This is a genomic window from Prevotella sp. AM23-5, from assembly GCF_003473645.1.
In the GTDB taxonomy this organism is placed as follows: Bacteria; Bacteroidota; Bacteroidia; order Bacteroidales; family Bacteroidaceae; genus Prevotella; species Prevotella copri_A.
In genome coordinates this window covers 31,527-44,328 of the sequence record NZ_QUCG01000016.1, presented here as the reverse complement: position 1 = coordinate 44,328, position 12,802 = coordinate 31,527, and the positions used below count along the sequence as shown (strand labels likewise).

Annotated in this window: 13 protein-coding genes; 9 read left to right on the top strand and 4 right to left on the bottom strand. The window is 45.9% G+C overall.

From position 1 onward, the window contains the following. Positions 1–26 precede the first annotated feature (26 nt). Positions 27–395 carry a helix-turn-helix domain-containing protein gene (locus DW657_RS05880; RefSeq protein WP_117661482.1) on the bottom strand — a complete coding sequence of 123 codons (369 nt, stop codon included), beginning with the start codon at positions 393–395 and terminating at the stop codon, positions 27–29. Positions 396–753: 358 nt separating this feature from the next. On the opposite strand from DW657_RS05880, the gene DW657_RS05875 reads away from it, so the two are divergent. The 4 genes from DW657_RS05875 (at position 754) to DW657_RS05860 (ending at position 3,513) form a co-directional block, all read left to right on the top strand. After that, positions 754–1,203 carry a cupin domain-containing protein gene (locus tag DW657_RS05875; RefSeq protein ID WP_117661481.1) on the top strand — a complete coding sequence of 150 codons (450 nt, stop codon included), beginning with the start codon at positions 754–756 and terminating at the stop codon, positions 1,201–1,203. A gap of 282 nt (positions 1,204–1,485) precedes the next feature. Continuing rightward, entirely contained in the window at positions 1,486–2,265 is a 780-nt protein-coding gene (locus DW657_RS05870; protein WP_117661480.1) for an MBL fold metallo-hydrolase, read from the top strand. Positions 2,266–2,269: 4 nt separating this feature from the next. After that, positions 2,270–2,506, top strand: coding sequence for a DUF5131 family protein (locus DW657_RS18320; RefSeq protein WP_262924334.1), 237 nt, complete (start codon positions 2,270–2,272; stop codon positions 2,504–2,506). 125 nt (positions 2,507–2,631) lie between these two features. Then, a complete protein-coding gene (locus DW657_RS05860) occupies positions 2,632–3,513 on the top strand; it encodes a radical SAM mobile pair protein B (RefSeq protein WP_117661479.1) in 882 nt (293 codons plus the stop codon). 299 nt (positions 3,514–3,812) lie between these two features. Here the strand turns inward: DW657_RS05860 and DW657_RS05855 are convergent, their stop codons facing one another. The 3 genes from DW657_RS05855 to DW657_RS05845 form a co-directional block, all read right to left on the bottom strand. Continuing rightward, the gene (locus DW657_RS05855; RefSeq protein ID WP_118311762.1) at positions 3,813–4,184 is read right to left on the bottom strand and encodes an MmcQ/YjbR family DNA-binding protein; all 372 of its coding nucleotides are present in this window, start codon (positions 4,182–4,184) and stop codon (positions 3,813–3,815) included. A gap of 125 nt (positions 4,185–4,309) precedes the next feature. After that, positions 4,310–4,672: a hypothetical protein gene (locus DW657_RS05850; protein ID WP_118311761.1), complete on the bottom strand. Its 363-nt coding sequence runs from the start codon at positions 4,670–4,672 to the stop codon at positions 4,310–4,312. 116 nt (positions 4,673–4,788) lie between these two features. Then, positions 4,789–5,427: a CatA-like O-acetyltransferase, family 2 gene (locus DW657_RS05845; protein ID WP_117691651.1), complete on the bottom strand. Its 639-nt coding sequence runs from the start codon at positions 5,425–5,427 to the stop codon at positions 4,789–4,791. Positions 5,428–5,801: 374 nt separating this feature from the next. Here DW657_RS05845 and DW657_RS05840 point away from each other — a divergent pair, with 374 nt between their 5' ends. The 5 genes from DW657_RS05840 to DW657_RS05820 all read left to right on the top strand — a co-directional run bounded on the left by DW657_RS05840 (position 5,802) and on the right by DW657_RS05820 (position 12,795). After that, a complete protein-coding gene (locus DW657_RS05840; RefSeq protein ID WP_117661546.1) occupies positions 5,802–6,014 on the top strand; it encodes a DUF4492 domain-containing protein in 213 nt (70 codons plus the stop codon). 95 nt (positions 6,015–6,109) lie between these two features. Next, positions 6,110–7,645, top strand: a complete 1,536-nt coding sequence (locus DW657_RS05835) for a cytochrome ubiquinol oxidase subunit I (protein ID WP_117661545.1) — start codon at positions 6,110–6,112, stop codon at positions 7,643–7,645. An 86-nt stretch (positions 7,646–7,731) separates the two neighbouring features. Next, entirely contained in the window at positions 7,732–8,865 is a 1,134-nt protein-coding gene (cydB, locus tag DW657_RS05830; RefSeq protein WP_117661477.1) for a cytochrome d ubiquinol oxidase subunit II, read from the top strand. 213 nt (positions 8,866–9,078) lie between these two features. Then, positions 9,079–11,448 carry a 5-methyltetrahydropteroyltriglutamate--homocysteine S-methyltransferase gene (metE, locus tag DW657_RS05825; protein ID WP_117661476.1) on the top strand — a complete coding sequence of 790 codons (2,370 nt, stop codon included), beginning with the start codon at positions 9,079–9,081 and terminating at the stop codon, positions 11,446–11,448. Between the two features lie 174 nt (positions 11,449–11,622). Then, entirely contained in the window at positions 11,623–12,795 is a 1,173-nt protein-coding gene (locus DW657_RS05820) for an aminodeoxychorismate synthase component I (RefSeq protein ID WP_233546625.1), read from the top strand. Positions 12,796–12,802 lie beyond the last annotated feature (7 nt).

Here is a 12,802-nt window from a genome sequence, read left to right as displayed (position 1 = left end):
ATTTTCCGGAAAACTCATCTGGGAAATCAGCCTGCTGCCTTATCCCTATCCTTCAGAATTACAGCCATGTTATCCAGCGCCCAGTCTATCAGATGATCCATAATAGGAATAAGGGTTTCAGTACGGGGTGTGAGAGAATACTCCACTCTTGGCGGAACCTCGGCATAAGCCTTGCGGGTAACGTAGCCATCAGCCTCCAACGACTTTAACGTGCTGGTAAGCATTTTCTGCGAAATATCCGGAATCAGCTTACGCAGGGCATTAAACCGGAGGGGACCATCCTGATGAGATTTCAGGGTGTAGATTACCAGTAGCGACCACTTGTCGCAAACGCGAGCCAGGACATTACGGATGGGACAGTCCTGCACTACCATTTCTTTTATCATTCTTGCCATAATCAATCTTCTTATATTCTACTATAATATTCTGCAATAATCTATAATATTCTGCAAAACTCTGCAATATTCTGCAATAGGCTACAAAAGTAACTAATATCCGGAAAGATACCAAACATACCAAGTTAATCTAAGTTAATGCTTCTTTTTTCTTTCTCCCATTCCCACGCAATAGTTACCTCCCGGTAACCATCTTACCCCCAAGTGCCTTCTTGCAGGAACCAGTTTTTTTCAGTATCTTTGCAACGCAATTCAGAAATAAAAGCTGAAAGCAGAAGTATTCACAAATTCACAATAAGAAATAACATAAAGTGAAATAAAGAAAGAAAAATATAAATATTAAAAAATAACAGACAAGATGAAAGAAACAAAGATTATTGCAAAGGCTGAAAACTTCACAGCCACAGATTTTGGTAAGATGAGTGAATTCAAGGACTACACTTTAGAGTTGGGGCCTGAGATTAAGATTCCCGGAAAGGTATTCGGAGGTCAGAGCGTGAACGCTACTGGTGGCGAGTTCTCATTCCAGAGCTTTGCTCCTGGCACAGAGACAGGCTTCCTCCATACTCACAAGAACCACGAGGAACTGTATTTCTTCCTCAACGGCAAGGGCGAGTTCCAGGTGGATGGCAAGGTATTCCCAGTTCAGGAGGGAAGCGTGGTGAGAGTAGCACCAGACGGCAAGCGCTCCGTTCGCAACAACGGTACAGAACCGCTCGTGATGCTCTGCGTGCAGTATAAGGGCGAAACCTTTACAGCCGAAGATGCAACCGACGGCGTGATTCTGAATGATAAGGTGGAGTGGTAGGAACTACTCCACCCAAGATGCGCTTGGATGAACATACGCCGTCTTTTCTGGTTTGACTGCCAATTAAGTTTCCAAATTGCAAAATAAGTAGTTCAAAGAGCGAATAGCCCCATTTTGAGGCATTTTTAAGGCTGTAGTTGCGTGCTAAAGTTGTTTGACCAACTAATGAACACTTAACTATTCGCCAGAGTTAGTTAACGCCAACGGCAGAATATAACTACCCAAGGCTATTGTTTAATTTAAATAGAACCCACTTTTTCAAGTGGACTCATACAACAAATCATGAAGAAAAAAAATGTTATAATTCGACTGATTCGCAATGCAACTTTGCGAATTCATTATGCTGGAAAAGAGATACTTGTTGACCCCATGCTTGCCGAAAAAGGCACTTTGCAGTCGGCCCTCGGAGTATATAAGACACCAAGAGTACATCTTACGATGCCGATGAATGAAATTACGGATGGTCTGGATATGGTATTGCTGACACACAACCATATTGATCATTACGACCCGACAGTGAAACAGCATTTAGCGAAGAACATCCTGTTCCTGACACAACCGCAGGATAAAGAGGGTATTAAGCAGGATGGTTTTACCAATGTAGAAAGCATTGAAAAAGACAAAACCATTGGAGATTTAACCATTCATCGCATCCAAGGGCACCATGGCTTCGGACAGATTGGAGAAATGATGGGGCCAGTATCCGGCTATGTGCTTACCGCGTCTGGTTTCCCTACCGTATATATAATGAGTGACTGCAAGTGGGAGGAGTGTATCCGTCAGACCATAGAACAGTTTTCTCCCGATTACATCATAGTGAACAGTGGAGGTGCAATATTCCCTGAATTTTCTCGAACAGAAGGTTCTATTATTCCCGACGAACAGGAAGTTATGACCATGCTTGATGAACTTCCCGCTCACATCAAACTAATAGCAGTCCACATGGAAGCTACCGATCATGGGCAGACCACACGCGCAATTCTGCGTAACGAGGCCATGCATCACGAAATAGAAATGAGTCGCCTGATTATTCCTGAAGATGGAGAAACAATAATATTATGAGCGTCTGTATCAAATCACTTATAACGATGAAAACGTATGGATGGGAGTTACTGTGACTAGGGCTTCCGAGAAGAAACGGCTGAAGGAATTAAAAGGTCACATTCGCTCTAAACATTATCATGCTACTTTTGAACCTCTCTTCGAGGATGTTGGTGAGATAGATTTGGAGGGTTACGAATGGATTGTTATAGGAACGGAAACAGACAAAAGGAAAGGGAAAGTAGATGCCAATCCTGAATGAGTACGTCATATTGTAGAACAGGCGAAAAGAAATCACATTTTGGTATTTATGAAAGAAGACCTTTTGCCTATCATGGGAGAAGACCGAATGATTCAAGAGCTACCAGAACAATTTATAGAAAAAATATGGAAAAGGAAATAATCAGAGAAATAGATGTACAGAGTGTCATGACCAAATCTTCGCTGCCGGTCGGCGGGTATTCGGTCAATCCCTATGTAGGCTGTCCACACGCCTGCAAATATTGCTACGCCTCGTTCATGAAACGTTTCACAGGACATACCGAACCGTGGGGAGCATTCCTGGACGTGAAGAATTGGAAACCGATAAAGAATCCACACAAATATGATGGCGAGCGTATTGTGATAGGTTCTGTGACGGATGGTTACAATCCGTATGAAGAATCTTTCCGTCGTACGCGTAAATTGCTCGAAGAACTACATGGAAGTAATGCCGAGATTATGGTTTGTACGAAATCCGACCTCGTCCTGCGTGACCTCGATCTATTGAAAGGTTTTCCTAAAGTAACGGTATCGTGGTCGGTCAATACGCTTGATGAGCGGTTCCGCACGGATATGGACAATGCCGTGAGCATAGAACGTCGCCTGAAAGCGATGCGTCAAGTCTATGAGGCAGGCATCCGTACCGTATGTTTCGTTTCACCCATATTTCCGGGAATAACCGATGTGAAGGCGATTATTGGGGAGGTGAAAAATTATGCCGATTTGATATGGCTTGAAAATCTGAACCTGCGTGGACAATTCAAAGGAGGAATAATGACGTATATTCGTGAGAAATATCCCGAGTTCTTTCCGTTGTACGAAGAGATATACAACAAGAAAAAACTTGATTACTGGCAGGCTTTGGAACAGGACATATCCCAGTATGCACAAACACAAGGCTTTCCCTATCGGGTGAACGATTTGCCTTACGGACGCTCCGAAAAAGGTAAGCCTGTCATCGTGAACTATTTCTATCATGAGAAAATCAGGCTCAAAAACAAAGGGTGAATGCCGTAAAAGGATAATGGATATGGTCAAAGATGAGCCCGGACCCGATGATATCTCACATCAGGTATGAACAAAAATCCGCGATAAGGACAACCCACGCCGATTGACATTGTCGCCAACAATGACAGTGGTTTATCGGGGATTATTATCCAAAAGGAGTAAGTTTCTCAGATTTTATTTGTACTTTTGCCATGTCATTTATCGAATTCTCTTGTTTTTTTTGCAACACTAATATAAGTGAATTCTTTGACATAACAAAATCCTGAGCAACTTTTTGTTGCTCAGGTACTTAAAAAATATTATAAACTATAGTGTTGCGGAATTAAGGGATGCTCAAGCTTTTCCTTTTTCTTGAGCTTCTTCACCACTTCGGAATAGCTGTGGCGAATCAGGGCCTGGATGAAATCATCTTCCAGCGTGCCATAAAGGTTTACCTGATTCCAGTATTTCTTATTCCAATGCCATGCGCCTTCTATTTCGGGATGGACTTCCCGAAGTTCGAGGGCGTAATCGGCGTTACATTTCATCGTAACCCACTCGGGGCGCTCCAGGTCAACACAGGCAAAGATCTTGCCCAAAATGCGAAACGCCAAGGTCCGCTCATCAAAAGGAAAAGCCTCGGTTACGAGGGGAAGCGAGAGGCAATACTCTCTAACAGATTCTATATTCATTATTTCTTCACATCAAATTAATTATACATTTCGTCACATTATATTTTAATTCTACTTGCTGAGATGCAGCTTATCCATAAAACTTTCTGAGATGCAGCTTATAATTTCTCTTTGCTCAACAGAACTTACAACCATTTTTCTATTGTTTTTTGAACTTTAGGTGAACGATAAGGCTTATATTTCTGATAATCTATCTGAGATAAATCTGCATGGTCTGTATCATTCCAATCGGTCGTCGCAGAAAGCGTAGCAGCCAGTTCTGCATCAGATTTTCCAGCACGATGAATTCTACGATGTTTTCTCTGATGTGTCAACATATCCAGACACAACACCAAGGTTACTTTGTCATCAGACGAAGCAACAGCATCCATCACCTGATGGCGCAAAGCATCAAGCTGATGAGCAGAAGAAGTACGAACTGTTACCGGTTCTTCAACCTTATCACCAGAACCTTCTTCAAATGGGTTTATATAAGGTTTTACATCCATAATCTTAATCGTTTAAATTCAGATGCAAAGGTAAGGTTTTCTCTTTAAAGTACAAAGATTATTAGAACTTTTTTATTGTAATTGCCTCATTTATTCCTAAAATGCCGAATTACTTTCTACAACTTAGTTATTTTCATGATAGCTTGCAATAACTTCATAAATCTTGCAGCCTCGCCCCCATCCATCTGAACATGATGAAACTGGAAGGAGATGGGGAGCGTGGTTCGGAAGAAACCACGGCGATAACTCCCCCACATCAGCATAGGGTTGCAGAACAAATCCGTGTATTGATTCACGATACAATCAAGCTCCGTTCCTATCATCGCCGATGTTCCCACCACCATCGCATCCTCTAAAGAAGATGATTTGCATTCAGCAGCAGCCTCAGAAGTCAGACGGAGATAATCTTCATTAAACTTCTGAATATCATCAGAATAAGGAATGTCGCAGGAATTGATTCCTCCCTTCTTATTTTCCACAATTACGTTAATGGCGATAGAATCGTATTGCATCAATCGCCAGGATGAGCCGGATATTTTTTCCGGAAGAAGATAAAACTCCCTGGTTCTCGATGCAGCACAACCTATCGCCCAGCACAAGACCATATTGAATTTCCATCCCCTCTTCCTGCTTATCTTCAAAATTCGGGAAACGTCGAATGTCTTGGTCAGGGTTACCATCGGCATCGGCGACGACATCCATAATTCGAATGCCGCCGCCCTGGAAGTTTCTCTTGCATTTATCTCTTTCTTCATAACATTCTTCTTCTCATCAACTTTATTTCAAATCATACTTTATCCTCATTTTCTCCTTTATATGATAAGTTTTTTGCATCCCATTTGATGTAATGCGACTGCAAAGATAGGCATTTTTTTTAAAATAAAGGAATAAAACGAGAGTTTTTAGAGAAGATAGATTACTTTTTGATGGATAAACAGATGAAATTAAAAAGAAAAACTTTAAAATAACTCCCTTATGAGATATCTAAAAACAATCTTTTTGTAACTTTTTCAAGAAAATATTTGGTAGTTTCATAATTTTATTGTAGATTTGCAGCAGATTTTTAAAAGAAGGAGTGACTATGCAGAAGAAAAAAGATAAAAACCTGATGAAAACGGATGTGAAGCCGATGAAAAAAGGACTGCTATCCCAAATATTCCATCTCTATTACGATGGTTTCAGGACGATGACCCTGGGCAAGACGCTCTGGACCATCATCCTCATCAAGCTTGCCATCATCTTCCTGGTGCTCAAGCTCTTCTTCTTTCCGGATTTTATCAATACGAATTCCAAGAACGGAGACAAGGCTGGCTTCGTATCCAAGGAAATTCTGAACAGATAAAGCTCTGGATTTCAATCCCATACTATCGAATATTATCGAAAGAAATAAAATACAAAAACATTATATAATAACAATTTTAAAACCATTCAACTATGATGACAAATCTTTTGTTAGACATTACATCAGCCACCATCGACTGGTCGAGGGCGCAATTCGCACTCACGGCCATCTACCATTGGCTATTCGTGCCCCTCACCCTGGGACTGGCAGTAATCATGGGCATTGCCGAAACATGCTACTACCGCACCAACAAGCCGTTCTGGAAGCACGTAACCCGTTTCTGGCAAAAACTCTTTGGCATAAACTTCGCCATGGGTGTTGCCACGGGAATCATCCTGGAGTTTGAATTCGGAACCAACTGGAGCAATTACTCCTGGTTTGTGGGCGACGTATTCGGCGCTCCCCTCGCCATCGAAGGCATCCTGGCATTCTTCATGGAGAGCACCTTCGTGGCGGTGATGTTCTTCGGCTGGGATAAGGTGAGCCGGGGCTTCCACCTAGCCTCCACCTGGCTCACGGGACTTGGAGCCACCATTTCTGCCTGGTGGATTCTCGTAGCCAACGCCTGGATGCAATATCCTGTGGGGCAGGAATTCAATCCCGACACCATGCGCTTCGAGATGACCTCGTTCCTGGATGTGGCACTCTCGCCATTCGCCATCAACAAGTTTACCCACACCGTCACCTCCTCGTGGATCATCGGCGCCACCTTCGTAGTAGCCGTAAGCTGCTGGTATCTCCTGAAGAAGAGAGAAACCCAACTTGCCAAGGCGAGCATCAAGATGGGTGCCGGCGTAGGACTCATCGCTACCCTGCTGGCTGCGATGACCGGCGATAACTCCGCCTATCAGGTGGCACAGGTGCAGCCGATGAAACTGGCTGCGATGGAAGCCTTATATAATGGTGGAAAGGACGAGAGCCTTACGGCGATAGCAGCCGTTCACCCCTTCCGGCAGCCCGATTACGAAAGCGAGCAGGAGCCAGCCATGCGCATCGCCATCCCTAACATGCTCTCGTTCTTAGCCACCCGCACAGCCGATGGCTACGTGCCAGGCGTGAACGATATTCTCAAGGGTTACACCCGCGAGGATGGTACCCGGGAACCATCCGTGCAGGAGAAGATAGCCCGGGGCAAGAAGGCGATTGTTGCCCTGAAAACCTATCGCGAAACCAAGGCGCAAGACCAGCTGCCAATCTTGAAGGAGAATATGAAATACTTCGGATATGGTTACATCAAGGACGCCAAGGAACTGGTGCCGAGCATCCCTATCTGCTTCTACGCCTTCCGCCTGATGGTGGGAGTAGGATGCCTGCTCATCCTCTTCTTCGCCCTCAGCCTCTTCTTGGTTTATAAGAAGGAAATCGCCCAATACCGATGGTTCCTCATTTCCGCCATCATCATGATTCCGCTGGCTTACATCGCCTCAGAATCGGGCTGGATAGTAGCAGAAATCGGTCGCCAGCCTTGGACCATCCAAGACCTGCTGCCAGTAAGCGCCGCTATCTCCGACATCGAGGCAAGCAGCGTGGCAACCACCTTCTTCATCTTCCTGGCACTCTTCACCACCATGCTTGCCGTGGAAATCAGCATCCTGGCGAAGCAGATTAAGAAAGGACCGGAATACGAATAATCTCTCTGATAATCAATGTTTTTCAGAAAGATTTCGAAAAGAATCATAGGATAGTTTTTCAGTAAACAACAAAACCCGAAAGTATTATGACATACGAATTTTTGCAATCATACTGGTGGTTCCTCGTATCATTATTAGGAGCCCTGCTGGTGTTTCTCATGTTTGTACAGGGAGCCAACACCTTGATTTTCTGTTTGGGAAAAACAGAAGAAGAGCGTCGCCTCATCATCAATTCCACGGGCAGAAAGTGGGAGTTCACCTTCACCACGCTCGTCACCTTCGGCGGAGCCTTCTTCGCCTCGTTCCCATTGTTCTACAGCACCAGTTTCGGCGGAGCCTACTGGCTGTGGATGATCATCCTGTTCTCGTTTGTGATTCAAGCCGTGAGCTATGAATTCCAGAACAAGATAGGTAATTTTCTTGGACCGAAAACCTTTCAGATTTGCCTTATCATCAATGGCATCGTAGGTCCTTTGCTTCTTGGCGGTGCCGTAGCCACCTTCTTCAACGGCAGCAATTTCCTGATAGACAAGGGCAATATTACCAACAGTCTGCAACCCGTCATCAGCCGATGGGCAAACGCCAGTCATGGTCTTGATGCCCTGCTCGACCCATGGAACGTGGTGCTGGGACTTGCCGTACTGATGCTAGCCCGCATCCTGGGCATGCTCTACATCAAGAACAACATCGAGCACCAGCAGATTCAGGAGCGCTGCACCCGCCAGTTGCCATGGAATGCCCTCATTTTCCTATTGTTCTTCCTGCCGTTCCTCATCAGACTAATGATAAAGGATGGATTCAGCACTTCTTCCTGCATTACGATAGAGAGCATGAAGTATCTTCACAATCTTCTGGAGATGCCAATCCTATCAGCCCTATTATTAATAGGAATAGTACTCGTACTCTTCGGCATTTTCAAGTCATCGAGAAGCGTGGAGTATAGAAAGGGAATCTGGTTTACGGGCATCGGAACCGTGCTCACCGTGCTGGTTCTTCTGCTGATAGCCGGCTGGAACAATACCGCCTACTATCCGTCGAACATCGACCTTCAGAGTTCGCTCACCCTCGCCAACAGCTGCAGCAGCGAGTTCACGCTCCGCACCATGGCGATAGTTTCCCTCCTCATCCCGTTCGTCCTCGCCTACATCGTCTTCGCCTGGCGCGCCATCGACCGCAAGCGCATCACGCAGGAAGAGATAGAGCAGGGAGAAGCTTATTAACTGAAGTTTCGAGAGTTAGCCCCCGGAAGCCCAGTACCATTGACTACTCTTCTTTTCGGCACTTTCTGTTTTTACAGAATATTATTCTGCCGCAATCATCGTTTTCCGCATATTTCAGAATGTTTTCCTAAAAACGAAAGAATATTTGGCGGATGAGATTCTTCTTCTTACCTTTGCAGCCGAAAACGAATAACAACATAAAAAACAAGAGATATGAGTAGTATCAAAAACATCAAGACAAATGTGCTGGGCTATCCTCGCATTGGTAAGAAGCGTGAACTCAAGAAGGCTTGCGAAGCCTATTGGGCTGGTAAGATCAACCGTAACGAACTGGAGAATACCGCCAGAAATCTCCGCAGAGAAAACTGGAACTTGCTGCAGAAGGCAGGCATCGACCTCATCCCTTCCAACGATTTCTCCTACTACGACACAACCCTCGACCTCACCCTCACTCTCGGAGCCATCCCTTCGCGCTACAATAGTCTGAAGGAAGATAAGCTCCGCCTCTATTTCGCCATGGCCCACGGCGAGCAGAACGAGCAGGAAGATGTGATTGCGATGGAGATGACCAAATGGTTTGATACGAATTATCATTACATCGTTCCGGAATTTGTGAAGGATCAGGAATTCTCACTCTTCGATACGAAAGTGGTGGATGAATTCTGCGAAGCCCTGGAATTGGGCATCAAGACCAAGCCCGTGATTCTGAGTCCGGTATCGTTCCTTCTTTTAGGAAAGGAGAAGGAGGATATCACGGGAATGCAGGATGGTTTCCATCGCCTTGATCTGCTCGATAAGGTTCTCCCGGTTTACGTCGAACTTCTCAAAGCCCTGGAAGAGAAGGGAGCAGAATGGATTCAGATAGACGAGCCTTATCTCGCCCTCGACCTGGACGATGAGCAGCGCAACGCCATCCAGAAGGCGTTCGGTTACATCAGAGAGAACACCCGCCTCAAGATTATCGTAGCCACCTATTTCGATGGCTTGAAAGATAACGCAGATTTGGCGGTAAACCTGCCTGTGGAAGCCCTCCACATCGACCTGGCAAGATGCCCGGAGCAGTTGGATTCCATCCTCAACATCCTGCCTGCAGACAAGATTCTCTCGCTCGGCGTAGTGGACGGCCGCAACATCTGGAAGAACGATTTGGAGAAGTCGATCGAGCTAGTAAACAAGGCGAAAGGCAAGCTCGGAGCCGATAGAGTCTTCGTGGCAGGTTCCTGCTCGTTCCTCCACGTGCCATACGATCTGGCGCTCGAAACCAAGGAGCAGAATCTCCCTGCCGGCATCAAGCGATGGATGGCATTTGCGGCACAGAAGATAGAGGAACTGGCTGCCATCAAGGCGCTTGCCGGGAGTGAGACTAAAGAGGGATTCTCTCATCAGGAAAAGACTGCAGAACAAGACTACGCAGCAGGCATCCAGGCTTACTTCGCTGAAAATCAGAAGGATATTGCCGACCGAAAGGTTTCTTTCCTGATTCACAACCCAGAGGTGAAAGCCCGGGTTGACGCCTTAACCGATAAGGATTCGCAGCGCCATTCAGCATTCGAGGTGCGCCAGAAGATTCAGCATTCAGAGCTCCATCTTCCGCTCTATCCTACCACCACCATCGGCTCGTTTCCTCAGACCAAAGAGGTGCGCTCATGGCGTTCCAAGTTCAGGAAGGGCGAAATTTCGGCTGCCGAATACAATCAACTGCTGAAGGAAGAAACCCGAAAATGCATAGAATGGCAGGAGGAGATTGGACTGGATGTGCTGGTGCACGGCGAGTTTGAGCGCAACGACATGGTGGAGTATTTCGGCGAGCAGTTGGCAGGCTTTGCCTTCACCCAGAACGGATGGGTTCAGAGCTACGGTTCCCGCTGCGTGAAACCACCAGTAATCTATGGCGACGTGGAGCGCAAGCAGGCGATGACCGTGGATTGGAGCACCTTCGCACAGTCGTGCACCCAGTTGCCGATGAAGGGAATGCTCACCGGTCCGGTAACCATCCTCGAATGGTCGTTTGTAAGAAATGACCAGCCCCGTTCTCTCACCTGCAAGCAGATAGCCCTCGCCATCCGTGATGAGGTTTGCGACCTGGAGCGCCACAACATCAGGATTATCCAGATAGACGAGCCAGCCATCCGCGAAGGTTTACCTTTGCGCAAGTCAGGATGGGATGAGTATCTGAAATGGGCGGTAGAAAGCTTCCGGATTTCAGCCAGCGGCGTGGAAGACAAGACTCAGATTCACACCCACATGTGCTATTCTGAGTTTAATGATATTATCGAACATATTGCTGCGATGGATGCTGACGTGATCACCATCGAGTGTTCCCGTTCGCAGATGGAATTGCTGATTGTCTTTGCCGATTTCCACTATCCTAACGAGATTGGTCCGGGCGTCTACGACATCCATTCAGCCCGAGTACCAGAGACTCAGGAGATGGTAGATTTGCTGAAAAAAGCGGAAAGATTCATCGACAAGAGCAAGCTCTGGGTGAATCCGGATTGCGGTTTGAAGACCCGTGGCTGGGCAGAAACCAAGGCCTCGCTCATTAGAATGGTAGAGGCTGCTAAGGAATTGAGAAACGAATAACAAAGTTTGCAAAAGTATTGAGAATACGAATAACAATTTGCATAGTTTTTATCAACGGAATCCCGGGGCATTTCTCTATGTCTCGGGATTTTTTGTGTTCCAGCAACTCAAAGCCTTGAAATATTTTATCACCAATCTTTTGCCCATCCAAAGAAAAGCAGTATCTTTGCAGACATGAAACAGGAAATCATAGATAAAATCAACCGATTGGCAAGCCAGGACGAGCCTTTTCTCTTTGTCATCAACTATCAGGGCGACAAGGCGTTCATCCGCCAGCTATCAGATATAAATTCCGAAGAATGCCTCTTCGATTTCGAAGGAAGAGGGAATTCTTCTGATGAGATGAAAAATAATTCGGAAAAGATTGCGAAGATTTCTTGGCAGATAGCCCCACCCCTTTATGAGGATTACGAGCGAAGTTTCGACATCGTGAAGAACAACATCATGGCGGGCAACAGCTATCTCACGAATCTCACCTGCAAGGTTCCCGTAAGCTGCAATCTCTCATTAGAGGATATTTTCCATCGGGCAAAAGGAAAGTATAAACTGCTGCTCAGAAGAAAGAGAAATCAAACAGAAGATAAAGCTCAGCAGAAAGAAGAAGAATCGCAGAATAAAGCTGATAAGATGGAAGAAGAATTTCAGAACAAAACTTATCCGAAAGAAGAGAACATCGAAGAGATTTCAAATCCTTTCGTCTGCTTTTCGCCCGAAACCTTCGTCAGAATCAAGAACGGAAGAATCTACTCCTGTCCGATGAAGGGAACCCTGGATGCATCCCTCCCCGATGCTGAAAAACAACTGATGGAAGACCGGAAAGAGGCGGCAGAACACGCCACCATCGTAGATTTAATCAGGAACGACCTGAGCCGGGTGGCAGAGAACGTAGGAGTAGATAAATATCGTTACATCGACGTGTTGCACACCAACAAGGGCGACATCCTGCAAACCAGTTCAGAAATCAGCGGTCGCCTGCCCGAAGATTACCGGCAGCATCTGGGCGAAATCCTCGATGCCCAGCTCCCAGCCGGTTCCATCACGGGCGCCCCGAAGGATAAAACCATGCAGATCATCCACGAGGCAGAAGGCTACGACCGTGGCTTCTACACGGGCATCATGGGAATCTACGACCAGGGCGAACTCAATTCCGCCGTCATGATTCGATTCGTCGAAGAAGAAGCTTCGCCTTCCAAGACAGAAAAAGGAAAGAATCCTGAAGTAAGCCGAGAATTGTATTTCAAGGCAGGTGGCGGTATCACCTCGAAGAGCGATTGCCGGAAGGAATACGAAGAAGTGATTCAGAAAATCTATCTTCCGATTCAAGAAAATCCATCTTCCGAATATTAGGAAATCG

Bases quoted from the DNA above. Each gene is read 5' to 3' on its own strand.
- metE (WP_117661476.1), top strand. From the start codon at position 9,079: ATGAGTAGTATCAAAAACATCAAGACAAATGTGCTGGGCTATCCTCGC.
- DW657_RS05875 (WP_117661481.1), top strand. From the start codon at position 754: ATGAAAGAAACAAAGATTATTGCAAAGGCTGAAAACTTCACAGCCACA.
- DW657_RS05860 (WP_117661479.1), top strand. From the start codon at position 2,632: ATGGAAAAGGAAATAATCAGAGAAATAGATGTACAGAGTGTCATGACC.
- DW657_RS05880 (WP_117661482.1), bottom strand. From the start codon at position 395: ATGGCAAGAATGATAAAAGAAATGGTAGTGCAGGACTGTCCCATCCGT.
- cydB (WP_117661477.1), top strand. From the start codon at position 7,732: ATGACATACGAATTTTTGCAATCATACTGGTGGTTCCTCGTATCATTA.
- DW657_RS05845 (WP_117691651.1), bottom strand. From the start codon at position 5,427: ATGAAGAAAGAGATAAATGCAAGAGAAACTTCCAGGGCGGCGGCATTC.
- DW657_RS05840 (WP_117661546.1), top strand. From the start codon at position 5,802: ATGAAAAAAGGACTGCTATCCCAAATATTCCATCTCTATTACGATGGT.
- DW657_RS05850 (WP_118311761.1), bottom strand. From the start codon at position 4,672: ATGGATGTAAAACCTTATATAAACCCATTTGAAGAAGGTTCTGGTGAT.
- DW657_RS05870 (WP_117661480.1), top strand. From the start codon at position 1,486: ATGAAGAAAAAAAATGTTATAATTCGACTGATTCGCAATGCAACTTTG.
- DW657_RS05835 (WP_117661545.1), top strand. From the start codon at position 6,110: ATGACAAATCTTTTGTTAGACATTACATCAGCCACCATCGACTGGTCG.
- DW657_RS05820 (WP_233546625.1), top strand. From the start codon at position 11,623: ATGAAACAGGAAATCATAGATAAAATCAACCGATTGGCAAGCCAGGAC.
- DW657_RS05855 (WP_118311762.1), bottom strand. From the start codon at position 4,184: ATGAATATAGAATCTGTTAGAGAGTATTGCCTCTCGCTTCCCCTCGTA.